We start from the raw sequence: 19,797 nt of genomic DNA, 5'->3' as shown, positions 1-19,797 counted from the left end.
CATTATGCGGACTCCTGTAAACAAACATATTGTATAAATTGTGTAACGTGACGAATAAAATTCTCAGGTTCTTGAGTAATATAAAAATGGTCGCCTACAATCTCCTTGTAGCGATATGAAAGGTGTTGCTCTCCGTCTGCAAGCCATTGTTGCCACTGCTGAACTTCTATCGCAGAAGCCTCTTTATCTTCACTGCCATAAAGCAGTAATGTTGGTGTTTGCAGTTTTACCGCGTCAGTCTGAACGAGCCGGTGATAATGTTCCGTAGCAAGAAAATCAGCCCGTAGCATTGGTAAGAACAGCGCAAGCAAGCCGGGGTCTTCTCGCAAAATCGGGCTACAACCGCCGATATCAATCAATTGTTCAATAAACTCATGATCAGGTAATCCGCTAAGTTGGCGGCGGGATTGAAGATGAGGTGCATGGCACCCCGAAAGCACCAGTGCCTTGGGTGAACAATTTTGTTGTTCAAGACGTTGGCAAGTTTCAAAAGCAACTTGGGCCCCCATACTATGACCGACAAGTATCAGATTCTCTCTCTGTACGGGGGTGAATGACACCATCAGGTCAGAAAGTGATTGCGCCAATGGCGCAATATTGGTAGCTGCCTTTTCCGCCATACGGCTGTCTCGTCCGGGGTAAATCACTAGTGAAACCGCTATATCTGAATTTTCTAGCGTGGCCCAGTGGCGGAATGCACTGGTACTGCCCCCGGCAAAGGGGCAGATTAACAGCGTGTATTTGGGTTTACCGTGAGTCGTCAGGCAAGGACGAATCATCGGGTGTGCAGGGAGTGCCCACGTCATCAACATTCTTCCTTAGTTAACATCAATTTTGCTGGCTCAATCCAAACAGGGGCCGATAAATCCTGAGTAACAGGTTCTCCCATGATACGCAAAATTTGTTGCCATAAACCTGCTAACCGCAGTTGGTAATCGTAAGCAAAAGCAGGTGGGCAGAGGGCACCGTTTAATACAGAACCTAAGGTATTGAGCAGAAATGCCACACCTTTAGCACCATCACATTCAAATGCTGTCATCCAGTTTTTGGTTGCCGGACAAAGAATTTGTGATGTTGCTTGGTGCAGATAGTTATCATCCGGCTGACTGGCATTCAGGTAGAGGCTTTGCTCGTTGTTCAGATGATCAGGTGCATGAAGGACGGGTGTCCAGATGACCGGCCCGTAACTGGCTTCCTGCGTAAGATAACCGACAGGCCAGATCAGCGTCATTTTATGCATGACCAGATTGTGCATATCGGGATCTCTCGGGTCCAGATAGGATTGTACATTTAATGTTACTGTTGTCCCTGCGAAGCTAAGTTCAAAGCAATGAAATGCACAGCTTCGCTGACCGACATAGACTATCTCCATCTGTTCCGGACAGTGACATGCCTGTAACAACAGATCGAGCGCGGAAAATAGCAATTGGCGACTGGTTGTCAGATAACCACTTACCGGACGTTGCTGTGATAAGTGAGTGATTTGCCGCGCTGCATGTAACCAACTTCTTCCAGCATGACATTGGCTATAAAAGCTATTTACCCAAAACATTGCATCATGTTTGTTTGCGGTTAATTGATGTCTTTTAATGGCTTCGGCATCAAGGGGGTGTTCCTGAATGACAGAAATTCCACGCGCCAAAAGTGCCTGAGTGAGCTGATCGCCTTTGCCGCCAATAACCTCCGCCCGTATTACCACGCAGGCAATATCAATATCATCTGGTAGTTCATCCAGTGAGCGGAATAGGGGCACATTAAAATCACAGGCAAGTTGCTGCGAGCGAGCACTGCCCTGTGCCAAAATACCGGCTAATTCCAAACCAGACTGAGGTTGTAAGAACGCATTAAGATATAATTCGCCAAATTTCGAACCGACAATCAGAACCCGCCGTGGCTTTATCATATGTTCTCCTTAACAAGATTAGTGGTTGGTACTGAATTCAAGATATCTTTCAGACAAGTCACCAATGAGCCAACATGTTCATGTTGGAACAAGGTGTAATGATCGCCCGCAAGTTGTGTCACATTGACTGGCCCAAAAGCCTGCCAGCCAAGATCGATTGAGGCGATAGTGGTTGGATCGAGATAATCCATAAAATCAGGTAGTTCCTGTGCTGCCCGTATAAGCCAGAAAGGCTGTGAAGTCTGCGGCGGACAATAGTCAAGCAACGCGTTCAGGTTATGGCGCCACACGTCATAAAGTGCGGTCAGCGAGCTATCAATCTGGGCAGATTGCGGTAAGGCATCGTGCAACGCATTAAGGAAAGTCTTAGTATCAGCAGTGATAACATGATTATTCAGCGTCAAACCAGGGAATTGCCCCTGCAAATCGAGCAAGAAATGACGATGACAAAATGTTTCATTCAGCGTCAAATCGGTGCGCACATTTGGCGCAAAGCTGTCAATCAGGATACATTGAGAAACTCTTTCACCCACCGCACGTAATTGATGAGCCATTTCATAAGCCACCAATCCACCGAACGACCATCCTGCCAAGGCATAAGGTCCTTGTGGCTGGAACGCTCGGATTTGACTGATATAGTCAGCCGCCAACGCTGCCACAGAAGGAGTATCTGTATTTAAATTATCTGGCGAAAATGCCAACCCAATCATGCGTTGGTCACCAAAATTGGCTGCTAAATGACGATACCCCAACAGATGTCCACCAATAGGATGGACGATAAACAGGGCAGGTTGTTCAACGCTTCCCTCATTCAATATCACCCCTTGGCAAGGGTTTTCTGGCTGATGTTCAATGAATTCAGCCAAAGAGTGTACGGTATCGTAAGTTTGTAACAGGCTGAGTGGATATTGACGGTCAAAAGTCTGATTGATTTTCACCATTAACCGTACCGCTGCTAGAGAGTCTCCACCTAACGTAAAGAAACTCTCATGCACACTGATAGCTTGTTGTTCCAATACTGATTGCCAAAGGTTCAACACAGCTTGTTCTATCACACTGCAAGCAACTGATATTGGATTGATATCCTGTGTCGCTTCCTCAACCAAAGCTGCCAACGCGCGTCGGTCAATTTTGCCGTTGTCGGATACAGGGATCGCATCAAGAATGATAAATCGCTGTGGACACATCCAGACGGGCAAGGTCTGTTGCAACCAATGAGGCAGAACCGGTAAAAGTTCTGTAGATAGCGGGGCTTCGTCAGATAAACGCAAACCTGCGACAAGTTGCAATGCACCGGTTGACGTAGTATGTGCAAATGCTAATGCTTGTTGTATATCCGGATGCTCGCATAAGCGATGTTCGATCTCGCCTAACTCAATCCGATAGCCACGAATCTTAATCTGATGATCATTGCGTCCCAGAAACTCAATATTACCGTCTGGCCGCCAACGCCCTAAATCACCAGTGCGGTATAACCGTTCACCGGTTTGAGGATGGGTAATAAAGGCTTGTGCAGTTTTTTCTAAATCAGCCCAGTAGCCTAGCGCTAACCCTTGTCCACCAATATAGAGTTCCCCCGTTACCCAAACCGGGCAGGGGGAAAGCGTTGCATTAAGCACATAGAAAGTCTGATTAGCCAGTGGTTTTCCATATGGAATGCTGCGCCAGTTTGGATCAACTTGAACGATAGGATAGGCAATAGACCAGATTGACGCTTCAGTTGCACCGCCCAAACTAAGAATATTCAGGGCAGGGTGAAGGGCAGATAATCTTTCTGGCAAACTGGTTGGTATCCAATCACCACTCATCAATATCCAGCGCAGATTCTCTAAGGAGTGCGGATAATCTCTGGCGTACTCCTCAAGCAGTTGTACAAATGCCGGAACAGAGTTCCAAACTGTGACTGATTCTTGTTGTAACCACGTTAATAACTTGTCAGGTTGTCGTCTGTCACCAGAAAAAGGAATAACTAGTTTTGCCCCACAACTTAAAGTACCGAACAGATCATAAACTGAAAGATCGAATGTTAATTCTGATATTGCCAGTACGCTATCGTGTTCATTGAGAGCAATGCGTTGGTTAATATCAAGAATGGTATTAACCGCACCTTGATGATCTATCATCACCCCTTTCGGTTTGCCGGTAGAACCTGATGTGAAGATCACATAAGCCAAATCCTCAGGATGGGCAGACAAACGCTGTCCACCGGTATTTTTCGGCAAGCGGTTAAGTAATATTTCATCCAGAGAGATAACCTGTACACCATCAGGCCAACTCAGCTGTTGAGCAAACTTAGGTTGAGTTAATACAATATCAACTTCCCCTGATGCCAATAGCTGATGGATGCGTTGTTGCGGGTAGCTGGCATCAATAGGTAGATAAGCCCGTCCCGCCAATAAAATCGCTATAACCGCGATAATCTGTTCCCAACCTTTTTCCATCACCACGCCAATCAGAGGCGAATGCTGATTTTCTTGTGCTTGTAGATGGGCAGCCAGCGTCAGGCTTTGTGACCACAAAGTGCGGTAATCGATTTGACGATAAACATCGACTACAGCGGTACGTTGTGGGTAGCGATTTACCGCCTGCTCAATTAACGAACAGAGCGTATGGGGCGGAAACACATTCTTTGTCGCATTACTATCTTGGCACAAAATCTGATCACTTACCGGGAGCCACTCTGGAAGTAAGGCGCTCCATTGGTAATCGGGTTCAAGCAGGGAGACGACACTAGCCTGATAATGCGCAAACATGTTTTCTGCAACTTGTGGCTGGAACAGTTGCGGCAAAATTGCCCATTGAATGATAACGCCACCATCTGAACCGGAAATCAGCATACAGTCGAGATAAACATGCGGTGTTTGCGCACCAAAGAGATTCAGCGTTCCCAATCCTGCCGGCCCTTGACCCGCTGTACCGGTTGTATCGTTGAACACAATCGGCATACCGGCGTTTAGATTGTGACGGTGCTGATTTTTCTCTCGGAGTACCAGTTGTCCGTCAAATAGAGCATGTTGCAGATCAGCTAACCACTGTTTCTGTATCCGACTTAGCGCATCACTGAATCCTGTGCTATTGCGTAAATCCACTTCCAACAATGATGTAGTGGACAGATTTCCGACCAGCGTATCGCAATGTTGCGGCATTAACAGTCGGTTGCCATGCAGAACATTGATGGTGAAATGCTCGCTGTTGCTCCATACCGCTAGAATATGGGTGAATAACGTCAGCATAACCTGTGATGGTGAAGCTCGGTATTCTGCTGCACGTTGTTGCAAACGCTGCCATTGTTGCGGACTGATATATCCCGTCAGACATTGTTGATTAAGTTCTTGTGACTGATGATCTTTTAACGGTAACACCGGAGCATCAGGCAGATAAGGTAAGCGATTAAGCCAATATTGCCGGCTTTGTTGCCAGGCTTCCCCCGTTTTCTCATCCTCCAGTGCTTGAATATAGTCACTAATAGTCGCTGCCGGTGGTTCTGGCTGCCAGTTAGGTTCCTGATATCCGCGTTGAAAATCGCGTAGGATTAACGTCAGACTTTTGCCATCAGCAACCAGTAGGTCGATAGTCAAATGCAATAAACATACCCGGTCATCAGTACGATATAGCGTCAAATCAAACAGCGGCCAGTTATCGCTAGGAACACCTTTAGTGCGCAAGATATCGCGGGCATCAGCGAGTTTTGTCTCGCGTTGAGCCGGCGTCATGTTACGACAGTCAATTACCGTCGGGGTATAGCAGGGCACTTCCGGCAGAATATGATATTGCCCATCCTTCACATAACCACGTAATTGCGCATGATGACTCACCACACGGTTCCAAGCTGTGGTAAAACGTGGCAGATCAAGATCGTTGATAGCCAGTTCAGCGTAGAAATGCGCAATACCGTTACCAAATTGGAATAGCTGGCTTTCGCCTAACCAATAGGCATATTGCAACGCAGTAAGTGGAAGCGTCTGCTCCGATGCTGGCTTAGTCTCAAGTGGAACAGCCTGTGTAGCGGGTGTTGTTTCAACTGTTTCAACTATTCGCAAGGTGCGACAAAACTCACTCAACTTAGGATGTTCAAAAAGCTGTTGTAGATTTGCCTGTTCGTAACCTTGTCGACGCAATTGCACCACCATTCGGGTAGCAATTAAGCTGTCACCGCCACTTTGGAAAAAGTCACTGTGGCGCTGTATTGGCTGAGGAAGCAGTGAACACCAGAGCGCGATTACCTGCTGCTCTATATCATGGAGCTGGTTATCCTCTGTTTCCGGTTGTACTGCTTCCGGAATTGATCGCTGTGCTACGCTCTCTTTAGCGGTCATGATCAATGGTAATTGTTCTTGCTGTTGAACATGCAATGAATAAGGCAAAGTGGAAAATTGTGCCGCTATTTCACTGATATTGAGCCGTGCTTGCCGTTCAGCCCGCGCCAGAATCAGTTGTTGATGCAGTTCTGGCCCATCTTGCCCCGGCCATTCCAATGAAACCCGATAGCCGGATTTCTCCAAGCACTTACGCCAGTCCGCAAGCGCCATCAATGCACTATCGCCGCGATCATCACTCCAGGCATTAATGCCTTCAATAAAACCAACACTGGCGAGTTGCATCGCACTTTCGCGTTTCGTCGATTCAATAATCAGCAACCCTCCACCGGTTTTTAGTAACCGTGACAGGCGTTGCAAGGTGTTTCGCAGATGAGTTGCATCATGTAACACGTTAACCGCCATAATCAGGTCATAACCGGATTCAGGATGCTGGCTAAAATCAATACGCTGATTAATATCGAACAGCGCAAATTTTACAGTTTCGCCATAGTGATTAAGCAACTGGCGTGCATCATCCAGAAATAGCGGCGAAACATCGGTAAAGTGATAGCGTTCAATCGATTGTGCATTATGCTCAAGTACCTTCGCTGAGGTTGCTCCAGTTCCTGCACCGACTTCCAGTACAGTGAAATGATCAGATACTTGACTCAATTGCCGGACAATTTCAGCGGCAGTTTGGTTCAGGCATCGTAACGCTGGATTCTCACTATAGAGGCTGGCAGTGGTCTGTTTATCGGCAAACAGCAGTTCCAACGCATTACCTCGCCCGGCAAGCAGGACATCATGTTGCTCGATACATGTTGCAACATAACGGCTAATCGTTTGACACCATACGGCATCGTCCAGTTTTGCTGTAGGAGCAAGAACACGATTAAGCGGTTGCAGACAACGGTATCCATCAGCGGTTTTCTCAATCAATCCTTGGTTGTTTAATAACGCCAACCATTGAGTAAGAAGACGCTGATACTGTGGCGCCAGTTGTACACGTTGTTCAATTTCTGCACGAGTGTGACATTGCTGAGGATAAGTGAACAGATTATGACGCAGTAATGTCTGGCTCAGGCCAAATAACGCTTGCTGCTCAATATGTTGCCAAGAGCGCTCAAATGCCTGTTGTTCAGTTAACTCAGGCAGCGGTAACTGATCGGTGTTTATTGCCAATGGTTCTGGTAGCGATAATGGCAAATTGTCCTCTGCCACCAGCCATAAGTTATAACCTTGCGTGTCGTCCTGACGTGGCTGAATTTCTGCCAACCGTATTTCAGGTTTATCACGCAAATATTGTTCAGCTTGATGCAATTCAGGTTGTTGCGGCCAGAAGTTATAACGGATATGACCGGAAGGGGGAATATGAAGATCATAATGTTCTATGCAGTCAGGCTGATGACAAATTTGCACTAACAGCGCATTATAAGCAGCAAATAGTGCTTCAATAACCCCCGGTGCCAATACATCATCCATGCAGTACCAGTTAAACAGTAAATCACCATCCACTTCCATGACCTGATGATCCAGCCAGACTTGCGGGGTTTGACTCAGAACAAAGACGGGATCACCCAGTAACTGAGTGATGGATTGTTTGATGGCGACGCCTTCTTGTGCCATTCCCAACATGCTGGTGAAAACTACCGGCGTCAGCGGTTGCCTGCTTTGTGATTCACCATTTTGTTGGCGGCCAAGTTCTCGCAACACCTCAACACCATTGACATAGTTGTGGCTCAGTCGTTGCCACAGCAAAGCTTGTGTTTTCTCCATGCTGGCACGCAAGGAGGTTATTTTACGTAAATCAAAATCCATCAACATGACTGAGGTAAAATCACCAATCAGATCTTGAACCTCTGGATGGAAAGGTTGACGGTTAAAGAATGTCAGGTTGAGAGTAAACAACGGATGACGGCTATACCATTCCAGAGTATGAGCAAACAGCGTCAGCAGACCGGCAGAAGGAGTCACGCCCCATTGTTGCCAGCGTTGTTTAAGCATTTGCCAATCAGATTGTGCTAATCGACCTTCATAAGTTGTGAATTGTGGTTGACTACGCTGAGGCAGTTGTGGATTCAGCGGTAATCTTGGCGCCGGAGGCAACGAAGGTAATTGTTCCTGCCAATATGCCCATGATGCCTGCCACTCTTTACTTGCCCGTTGAGCTTGTTCCGCCATCACATAGTCACGGAAAGTAAACACCTGCGGGATCAGTAGTTGCTGGTGGTAAGCGCGTTGCAAATCGTCCATCATGATCCGGAAACTCTGTACGTCAAACTGCAACAGATCCAGATTCATATGTAAGCGACAGCGTGCATTCGGTAGCAGAGAAACAGAAACTTCAAACAACGGCCACTGTTCTGCTGGCGGGACCTGGTAAGAAAGCGTATGACGACGCTGAACCAGCGCCTGTTGGTAAGCGGTTTCATCCAGCATACGCAAATCATCTTGTGATAACACATACCAAGGCGTTTCAGGCAAAATTCTTTGTTGCCCGTCTTCATCCACTACCATGCGCAACATGCCATGACGCTGAATTAAAGCATTCCATGCCTGTTCAAAACGCGGAATATCAAAACCATCCAGTGTCAAATCCCATTCAAATAGGACGTGACACGCGACACCGCCGAAATCAATGGCCTGAGTACGACCAATCCAGTAAGCGTGCTGAATGGGTGTTAACGGGAATGGAGCATGACGTTGGGCGCTGTCAATAATGATCTCAGGCTGAGAACAGGTTACTGGTTGTTCAGGTAATGCGTCGCCAATAAGCCGATTAAGCCCCACTAAAGTCATATTCTGATAAGCCAACTCGGCAGTTAATCTGAAACCAAATTGCTGGTGGATCACCGCATTTAGCTCCAGGAACAATAGGGAATCCAAACCAAGTTGCAGTAAATCCTGTTGCGGTGCCAAACATTCAGGCTGTTCTAATCGTAGCAATGCAGCAATACGTTGACGCAACCAATTAAGCCGTTCTTCACTGTCCTGATACAGCCTGTTATCGACAGAGTGTGAAGGAGCTGGGGTTGCCACTGGATGGATATGAGCAATGTCAGCCTGTAAACGTCGCGAAATATCAGGATGATGCTCATCTAACCGTATTGCCAGATAGCAAGGAGATGCGGTACGCAGAGATTGATTAAAATGCCAAATACCTTCATTGACGCTGAACGGTAACATGCCATCTTGTGCCAATTTTTCCACTAATCGCCGCTCGCGGGCCATACCAACGCCACCCCAAACACCCCAAACCAGTGTTTTTACCATCAACGGACTCGGTGCTGTCAGCGCCAAAGATTCCAGGTAAGCATTGGCAACGGCATAAGCACCTTGCCCTTGGGCACCTAACATTGATGCGGCAGAAGAATGAAGCAACAGATAGTGTGCATTATGTTGCTTAAGAGCAATTTGCAATGCCGATGCACTTAGGGCTTTTATCGATAACATTTGTGACAGACGTTGAGGTTCAAGTTCTGCCAACCGGGTGTGATCAGCGATACCCGCCGCATGAATTGCCCCGGCGATACCATCCTCTTGTGCCAGCGTCTGCACTGCATTTAACAAAGCTGGCGTATCAGTAACATCAACGTTAATCCAGCGGATCTCACATTCAATATTCAGTGATAACTCTTGAACAAAAGCGTCCCAATCCGCATGCTGACGACGAGCAAATACCGCGATTCTACGTGCGCCTTGGGCCAACAACCAACGGATGGAAATCTGACCAATTCCACCCATTCCCCCAGTCACGATATGCCAACCCTGATGAGGAATCGACATCGGCTGTTGAGAAAGCAGTAAGGATTGACGTTGTAAAACGGGTACCGAGAGTTGGTTGCCACGTATTCTCAGCCAACGGTTATGTTCACTTAAATATCCAAGCGCTAATGACAAAGCGTTAGCATCGTTGATATCAGCAATATCAATCGCTTGAATACGACGATGGGGATATTCTTCAACTGCGACACGTAACAATGCCCAGACAGCATATTGAGCTGGATTGATATTCTCTGGTGATAAGGTGGTTTCCGGTTGAGCACCACAGGTGACAACGGTTAATGGTATTTCTTCATCACGTTTTAGTTCGGTAATAACTTGATTGCATAATTCAAGTACATCACTGCCAGTAAGCAGCAATAAGATATTTCCGCTTTCTGGCTGTAAATGAATACCCGCCTGACACCAATGATTAACTATCTCGTCATTCGCAGTTGAAGAACGAAGAATATATGCCGTTGAAGATCTTGGGTTATCTGTGATGTTTATTGTACGCCAGTGTAGGGCATAGTGGGTGTCGGGACACGGTTGTGGTGCGGGAAGCCATGAGTTGGTCGCAGCTTGTGTTGATACAAACTGACGCGGCAGATCGCAACGATCGCTTAACAGGGCAAATAGACGCTCACCCGCATAAATCAAAGCGGGGAAAGCAGTGAGTAAACGTGTCTCTAATAATCTGCGTTTGGCATATGGCAGGGGACGATCAGGACGATACATTTTACTTGTTGTTGGCCCAGAAACTTCCCGGTAATAACCTTGCTGGACGCAATAGGTTAGCAATTGTTCCAACAAAGGGCGCCAACGAGGTTGCAGACGGCCAGCTCGAATAGTGTCGATAGCACTGAAACCTTGTTCAATATCACGCCCATGACATTGATATACCAATGCATCGGTATACAACTCACGTAGTGTTGCAGCATCGGGGTTTTGCTCAATGGCAGGATCGAGCAGAGCATTTACATCAAGTCCAGCATTGATATTGGTTGTGGGCTGCACAGATTTAGTTGCAGGGAAGCGATAATGCTGCTCATCAAATGGATAGAGCGGAGCATGACATTTTCCCCCAGTAAGCGAGAAAAGATGCGGCCAGTCAAGATGCACACCAGCACAGTAAAGTTGCATAAGAGCCGTTTGCTGAGCTGTCTCTGGAGAGCTTTGACGCTGCGCACCAGCAACCCAGATTTCCTGTGGCAGACTGACACGCCGCCCGATGCCTGTTAGTTGTGCATCAGCCCCCATCTCCATAAATAATGCCACCCCTTGCTGGCGGGCAAATTCAACCGCCGGGTAATAGCGTACGGTCTGACGCATATGGTTACGCCAGTAGTCCGGTGAACCTAATTGTTCAGCCGTTGCAATATTGGCTGTCAGGGTAGAAATCAGCGGAATTTCCCCCAATGTAGGTTGCAACTGGCTACAACGCAGAGAAAATGCCTCCAGTACACCATCAAGCATGGCTGAATGTGCTGCACAGGCAACGTTTAGACGTTGGCAACGAATCTGCTGTTGTTCCAGGCGTTGTGCCAAGGTAGCAATTTCCGTCTCTGTACCGGCCCAAACCCAGTGTTGTGGGCCATTGCAAACCGCCAAATCTAATGCCAGCGAATGAACGAACGGAAGTACTTCTTCTTCATTGGCAAAAACCGCCAGCATTGCGCCCCCTTGGGAGCAGCTTTGCATTAGTTTGCCTCGTACCGCAACGAGCGGCATCACCTGTTCAGGTGTGAGAATCCCGGCAACAACGGCAGCGGCAAATTCACCAACCGAGTGCCCCAATACATAATCAGGCTTCAATCCAAGCGCCCGCCAATGTGCCGCCAGTGCAATCTGATGCGCCACAATTGCCGGTTGTGCGTATTCGGTGGTGGCTAATGCGGCATCATGCTCTCCGAACATCACGGCTTTTAATGGCAATGCCAGCTCTGATGCACAGGCTGCACAGCAACGATCCAACATAGCGGAAAAAACAGGAGAGCTGGCATACATTGCTTTTCCCATGCCAGACCATTGGCAACCTTGGCCGCTAAATTGCCAAAGTTGCTTACTTTCGCTATTGATTTGCCCACTGAAAACATTTTGTGTTGGTTTCTTGTTGGCAAAAGCGGATAAATTTGCAGCACTCTGTGACGTTAGCGTCAACGCTAAACGCCAAGGTAATGAAAAATCACGCCCCTGTAATGCGGTCCATGCCAAATCTGCATGATGCTCTGGTGCACCATTGAGTGCAGCCGCATAACGTTGGGCCAATTGACGTAATGAAAATTCAGAAGCAGCGGAAAGCAATAAAGGCGAAGTCTGCGCATGATGGACACGGTGACGACGTAATTCCTCTGGCAATGATTGCACGACGACATGACAGTTAGTACCACCAATACCAAACGAAGAGACGCCTGCGGTACGTAATGCTTGTGTCCAGCGTTGCCCTTGTGTTGCCAGCTTGAATGGACTTTGTTCCAACCGTAAAGCTGGGTTGGGTTGCTGAACATTGATCGTCGGTGGAATATGTCCATGCCAAACAGACAGAACCGCTTTAATCAAGCTAGCAATGCCGGCAGCCGTATCAAGATGGCCCATATTGCTTTTCACTGAGCCAAGATAACAAGGCGGTACCGTCACACTACGGCCAGAAAATATGTTGCGTAACGCGTCAACTTCTATCGGATCGCCAAGAGGCGTTCCTGTGCCATGTGCCTCGATCATACCAACATCATCAACACTGACATCCGCCAGTTGAAGTGCTTCGATAATAACGTTGCGCTGACCGTTAACCGAAGGGGCAGTAAAGCCAACTTTCTCATTGCCATCATTATTAATTGCACTGCCACGTAGCACAGCCATGATGGGATCGCCATCGCGTAGAGCATCACTCAGGCGTTTTAGCGTGACAATACCAACGCCATTGCCACCATAGGTGCCATTTGCTTGGCTATCAAAAGGGCGGCAATGCCCATCAGGGGAGAAGATCATTCCCGGCTGATACAAGTAACCACTTTCTTGCGGGAAAGAAACTGCCACACCACCAGCCAACGCCATGTCACACTCACCGGCACGCAGGTTTTCACAAGCTATATGTACGGCAACCAGTGAACTTGAACACGCTGTTTGTACCGTCAGTGCCGGGCCTTTTAGGTTTAATTTATAAGCGGTACGTGTCGCAAGATAATCTTTATCGTTACTGATTAACGCTTGAAGCCCTTTAACTTTGCCAACATCAGTCATGGAAAATTGTGACCATGAAGGCCAAGTACTGACTCGGCTACTACCAAAAACACCGGTTTTCAACGGGACATGGCGTGGCGCATAACCGGCATGCTCAAGGGCATGCCAGGCAGTCTGGAGAAAAAGACGCTGTTGAGGATCGAGCATCTCCGCTTCCTGACGTGAATAACCAAACAGCGAGGCGTCAAATTGTTCCGCCTTCTCTAATATTGCTGCCCGATTGACAAAATTTTCACTCTCAATAACTTCAGGAGGAATACCTGCATCTAATAATGTTTGACGGGAGAGTGGAACAGTACACTCAACTCCGTGTTGCAGGTTATGCCAGAAAGTATCGCTATCTGGCGCCTGCGGAAAGCGGCAGGCAAGGCCAATCACTGCAATAGGATCGCAATTATCATAGTGAGGTGTTAAATCAGTCATTATGCAGCTCCTTTATGACGTTTTTCCCGTTGTTGCAAACGCTTTTGTTGTTGACGCTGACGAGGGGTAATCGACTGGCGATTTCCGTCGTGGGGAGCCTTCCGGCAGCGCAAACTGAGCGTCTCTGCTGTTGGATAAGCAAATAAATCAGTCACGGCAAGATGATGAAAACCCGCATGTTGTAATTTGCTATGCAATTGAATTAGCTGTAGCGAGCTGGCTCCTGCCTCAAAAAAGTTTTGTTGTGTGTTAATAGGATGATTTGTTATGGACAAGAACAGGCGTTGAATTTCGCTGCATATTTGTGGGTCATATCCCGCTGAACGCAGTGATGGCGCAATGGCAACAGCAGTATTTTCAACCATCACGGATTGCTGCCGCGGCATCAATTGCTCCAGTGCTGCATGCCAACTTTCTGGTTGTGCCGCAAGGGTACGCAACAGCGTCATGTAGCTATTGAACATGTTTTGCAACTGACGCGGTTCAAACAATTCTTCGACAGCATCCCAATTTAGACAAAGTTCATTATCAGATTCATAAACCTGATGATCCAACCAGATTTGTGGCGTTTGGGAAATACCCCAAACGGGTTTCATCCATGATGAATGCGAAAGAAATTGCCCTTGGTGTGTTCCCAATGCACTGGTGAAAACGACCGGCATAATGGCCGCATCGGGGCTACGGCTCTGTGCCAATTCACGCATCACTCTAATTGCTGAAATGTGACGGTGATCCAGATCCTGCCAGAGCTGTTGTTGCAATCTACGGGCACTCGATAACCAATTTTTCTCCGGACGCCAAGCCAGTAATGACAGAGAAGTGAAATCACCCAGAATGTGATTAATATCTTCATGCCAGTGCGGACGATCGAAAAGGGTAAGGTTGAGCGTTAGCTCCGGTTTAGTACTGAATGCAGAAAGAACCGCTGCATAAGCCGCAATTAATAGCGCGGAAGGCGTTATCTGATAAGGCGCTGCATGTTGTTTTAACTGGCTCCATTCATATGCAGATAACCGATCGCTATAGCGCACAAAACGTGGGGATTGAACCTTTTCCGGGGCAATACGCAGTGGCAATTGTGGTGCCAGTGGTAATGTTTTCACTTGCTCCTGCCAATATTGCAGCGAATGCTGGTGCGTCGGCATTTGCTGCTGGCGTAACACACAATCCCGGAATGTCACTTTCAATGGTGGCAATTCATGTTGCTCGTCGAGATAGAGCTGTTCTAATTCGGCCAGCAATATCTGCATGCTCAACCCGTCTAATAGCAGATTATCCAGACTGACAAATAGCCGGGAGATAATTCCATCATCTTGCGCAAGCTGGAAATCGAATACCGGCCAGTTGCCGGCATCTAATACCTGATGTGAAAGCTGTTCACGTAATGTGTCGGCCTGCGTAATATTGGTGAATTGATGTTGTTTGACGGAGAACTGCGGGACATTTTCTAATACCTGTTGCTGCCCATTAACAACCACGGTTCTGAGCATTGGATGACGCTGGATAAGACGATTTAACACCCGATTTAAACGTTGAACATTTAATTGCTCTATCCGGTATTCAATAAAGAAATGCGCACCAACACCACTTAAAGCGAAACCCGGATGGCGCCCGACCAAATAAGCCTGCTGAACTTCCGTGAGTGGGAAAGGGTGGTATTCATTTTGCTCTTTCGGCAGAGCACACGCTGCTGATGAGGTTTCAGCCAGAGGAACCAGCGTAGCCGCAAATGCAGCTAATTGTGGGTTACGGAAAAGATGGCCCAGTTCACCTTTGAAGCCTTGTTGTGTCAGTTCACCAACTAAGCGTGTAGCCAGAAGACTGTCTCCACCAAGTTGGAAAAAGTCACTGTCACGGCCCAGTTGCTCTGTATTGAGCAAGCGTTGCCAAATGTCAACCACGGTTTGTTCAACTGCATTTAACAAAACCACTTCATTCCGGCGTGATGATGTCTCTGTTTTTGTCGCAGACTGTAGTTCTTGCGACAACGCCTTACGATCAATTTTGCCGTTAGGTGTCAGTGGCAGGCGAGGAATGATATGCAAGCGCTGTGGAATCATATATCCCGGCAAATGTTGTGCCAGCACCGATTTAATCTTTTCCCGATCGGGGATGGTGACACTGTCACCTGATTGCATCAATAATACATTAAGGTTACCGATGGTAATTGGCGTTTCAGCCTGTAATGGCAATCGTTGTGGTAATAGCGATAACCACTGTGACGCAGAGCGTAATTGAATACCTTGAGGTGAAAGCAATTCAGTCGTAATCAGGGAAAGAGACGATGCCTGTTGTAACTCCATTGCCAATATCAACGCGCCAGGTTGAGCAAGTGGTACCAATTCCTTGACACAACATGCGGGATCTTCTTCCCGGTGTAATACGTTATTCAGCAGAATAATATCAGCCTGATGTTGCAGCGATTCAGGAACTTGTTCAGGCCAACGTTGTTCAGACCAATATTGTACTGATGCATGAGCATAACCGCTCAGCCGTGTTCGCGCCTGATTGACCAGTGCTTGAGAACGTTCAAAGCCGAGATAACAGAGGTGCTGATCAGTAATATGCTCTGCCAACCACTGCGCACAACGACCGCTGCGAGCATCAAACTCCATCAAAGTCACGGGGCGTTGTAATCGCTGAGAAAGGGCAGTGATGACCTGTTGCAACCCTGCCAACCACTGCTGGGTTTCTGGCAACACAAACAATTGTTGTTCCGGTGCGAATTGCGGATCGTCAAGTAATGCGATCGCCGTCTGTTGCCCGGTAAGAACATCATGTAGCACCGCATGCCAACGTTCCGGGATACCTATCGCCTCATTATCGGATGTAACAGGTAACCATCCGGCCTGATATATATGCTGTGTAGATTCAACCAGTACCTTACATTGGCAAAGATATGCCAACATACGGGCAAACCAGTCATGGTATTCCGGTTGGGGCTGATAACGTTTCAAGCAATCTGTCAATGATTGCGGTGAAGTAAAGGTAATACCGTGACGAGATAGATGTTCCAGCAGGAACATTGCAACTTGAGGTCCACTGTTATCCGTGGTTATTGCGTGCATTGCAGGGAACAGCTCACGATAGCCAGTGGGTAACTGAGGCGCACGATTTACCCGTTGGCATAAAGAATCACCTTCCAATTCAAGGAACGCCACTAGCGACTTCTCTTTTTCGCCACTGGCGAGTGCCACCCCTTTACTGATTCCGATTACCTGATTAAGGGCCGCATCAATTTCTCCCAACTCAATTCGATAACCACCAATTTTTACCTGACTATCACGACGTCCCAGAAATTCAAGCCAGCCCTCAGGATGGTAACAACCCAGATCACCAGTGCGGTACCAGCGTTCCCCTTGATCGACAACAAATTGAGCGGAAGTGCGTTCTTCATCATTAAAGTAGCCTAATGCGACCCCGGCACCACCAATCCAAAGCTCACCGACAACCCAGTCAGGACAATCACGGCCATCTTCACCTACGACACGGTAACGCTGGTTAGCTAAAGGATAGCCATACGGAATGGAGCGCCACTGTGCTTCAACTTCTTTGATAATATATTCGTTTGACCAAATAGCCGCTTCTGTTGCACCACCCATTGCACTCAAAACACCATCAGGATTGAAGGCGCGGTAACGTTCAGGCAGTGACAAGCCAATCCAGTCCCCGGACAACATCACAGTACGAAGTGCTTTCGGCGCATCGACCTCCATGCCTTCGCAATAGGTCAGTAACATATCGAACAGTGCGGGCACACTATTCCACAACGTCACATGATGACGCACGATCAACATTTCCCAGGTTGATGGGTCACGACGCTGTGCTTCATTAATTAATACCAGCGCACCTCCCGCGGTGAGAATACCGAAAATGTCATAAACGGAGAGGTCGAAATGTAGAGCAGAGAGTGCCAATAACCGGTCGCTACTTTGGACCTGATGACGGCGATTGATATCCAAACAGGTATTGAGTGCGCTCTGGTGGCTGATAACGACTCCTTTTGGCATACCGGTTGAACCAGAGGTATAGATGATATAAGCCGGATCAGTAACCGCACGCTTAACCATGTTTGCCAAAGGCGGCCATTGCTCATCCTGATGCCAGGAAACACAGTGTACATCTTGTGACCAGTCATCACTTTGTTTTTCAAAATCAATGTGTTTTTCAAGGTCAATGTGTTGTTCAGGATCAATGATAACGACACGAATTCCAGCACTTTCACAGATAGCACGACGTCGGTTTACTGGCTGATCAACAGGAACCGGTACATAAACGCCGCCGATATAAAGTATCGCCAATACCGCAACAATTTGTCCGACGCCTTTTTCCATGCTAATGGCAACCCGATCTCCCGGTATAACCGACATTTTTTGCAACACGGTTGCTAACCGGCGAGCGGCCAAACTTAATTCACCATAACTGATTTCCTTATTATTAGTCACCAAAGCAACAATATTTGGTGTACGTTCTGCTTGCAAAAACACACCTTCATGCAGAAGGGCATCCGGCAAAGGTTCAGTTGTGTCATTGATCTGATACCGAAGCTGGTATTGCGATTTAGGCATCAGATCCGGTAATTCTTTACTCCACTGTGTGGCGTTTTCCGTTAGATTTCCAATGAACCCCTGATAAGCGGTAAATAAGGTATCCATTAACCCATCAGGGAAGAGTTCATCGTTACTATCCCACTGAATATTCAGCGTGTTTTCATGTTCAAATGCGACGAAATCCAGCCATACCTGAGGTGTTTGTGATATTCCCCAACTTGATTTTCCCAGAACATCACGGGTATTTTCACCATATAAAGGTCGGCCTAAATTGCTGGTAAACACAATTGGCGCACCATATGGATGACTACCGCGTTTTTTAAGTTCACGTAAAACTTCTACACCAGACCAATAGCGGTGTTCGTAAGCTTCGGCAAATGTTGCCTGCGCATCTTTAGCGAGTTGGCAGAACGGCAAATTATCAGCGGGAATATCTAATAGCAGAATATTAGTAAAGTCGGCCAGCAGGTTATCAACTGCGGTGTGCAACGGCGCTCTATCAAACAATGTCAGGTTAAACAACAGGCGGGGGGCATGATTCCAGCGAGATAATAAACCGGCAAATGCGGTCGCCAATGCCATCGTTGGCGTAACACCGTTTTGTTGAGCAAGTTGTTTAAAACGTTGCCAATGTTCAGGAGCCAAGCGGAAACATCTGCGCTGAATGCGGACGTTTTTTATTAGGGAAGGTTCCTTAGTCAGAGGGAGTTGTGGGACAGGGGGAAGGGTATCTAACCGGTTACGCCAGAATATCTCAGCTTCTTGTCGAGCCTGAGCAAATTGCGCCTGATATTGCGCCAAATAGCTGCAAAAATCATAGTCAGAAGGGATAACAGGCAGGTTACGTTTAACAATTAATGCCGCCAGTTCGGTAAAGAACAGGCTAAAACTGGCGGCATCCATGATCAGCAAATCAATATTAGCGTGCAACCGGTGCTGATTCTCACCAAGCAGACTTAGCTGAATATCGAATGTCTCCCCTTGTTCAACCTGTAATACCCGATGGCTTAATTGTTCACGTATACTACTCAGCGCTTGTTGCTGTTCGTCTGCTGTAAAGCTGCGCAGGTCATGAACCGTTAATTTTTTCCAATAAGCATTAGCCATCCCTTGCTGGCGACCATCGGGCAAAAACCGCACTCGTAACATCGGATGTCGCTGAATCAACCTATGAATTGCCGTTTCCAGTTGTTCAGGTTCCAACCCGATACCGTCAAATTCTTGATATAAATGGCAACCCACTCCTCCCAACGTCTGCTCTGGCGAACGCCCAACAAAATAAGCATGTTGTACCGCGGTCAGCGGGAACGGACGAGCATCTGTAATCAGTGGCTGCGCCACATCAGGCTTAAGTGCTGTGTGAGTAACAGGCGCATGACGTTGCAGAAGCTGGCTCCAAGCATACAGTGTGGGTTTTTGATAAAGTTCACGAAGGGTGACGCGATATCCTTGACGCCTCAACTGGTTTAACAATGCCATCATTTGCATTGAGTCCAGCCCTTTGCGAATTAAATCATCATTATCATCCACCAGTGTATTTTTTTGAGTAAACAGGCCAGATATGATCTGACGCAGTGAATCTGGAGAGACAAGATCCGTGTGCATGAAGATATCCTATAAA

Annotated in this window: 4 protein-coding genes; all 4 read right to left on the bottom strand. The window is 47.4% G+C overall.

All coding sequences use genetic code 11. The annotated features are described in order from the left end of the window. Positions 1-2: 2 nt before the first annotated feature. Genes LGZ98_RS06030 through LGZ98_RS06015 form a run of 4 tightly spaced genes read right to left on the bottom strand, consistent with a single transcriptional unit; the run spans position 3 to position 19,781 of the window. Entirely contained in the window at positions 3-806 is an 804-nt protein-coding gene (locus tag LGZ98_RS06030) for a thioesterase II family protein (protein WP_229015630.1), read from the bottom strand. Continuing rightward, positions 806-1,903: a Gfo/Idh/MocA family oxidoreductase gene (locus LGZ98_RS06025; RefSeq protein ID WP_113043379.1), complete on the bottom strand. Its 1,098-nt coding sequence runs from the start codon at positions 1,901-1,903 to the stop codon at positions 806-808. Before LGZ98_RS06025 ends, LGZ98_RS06030 begins: the two co-directional genes overlap by 1 nt. After that, the gene (locus tag LGZ98_RS06020) at positions 1,900-13,626 is read right to left on the bottom strand and encodes a non-ribosomal peptide synthetase/type I polyketide synthase (RefSeq protein WP_262977823.1); all 11,727 of its coding nucleotides are present in this window, start codon (positions 13,624-13,626) and stop codon (positions 1,900-1,902) included. The genes LGZ98_RS06025 and LGZ98_RS06020 overlap by 4 nt, the downstream gene beginning before the upstream one ends. Next, entirely contained in the window at positions 13,626-19,781 is a 6,156-nt protein-coding gene (locus LGZ98_RS06015) for a non-ribosomal peptide synthetase (protein WP_262977822.1), read from the bottom strand. The genes LGZ98_RS06020 and LGZ98_RS06015 overlap by 1 nt, the downstream gene beginning before the upstream one ends. Between the last annotated feature and the right edge of the window lie 16 nt (positions 19,782-19,797).

Source organism: Photorhabdus kayaii (assembly GCF_025384895.1).
Lineage (GTDB): Bacteria > Pseudomonadota > Gammaproteobacteria > Enterobacterales > Enterobacteriaceae > Photorhabdus > Photorhabdus kayaii.
The sequence above is the reverse complement of the archived record's forward strand: the minus strand, read 5'-3'. Positions and strand labels throughout refer to the sequence as shown.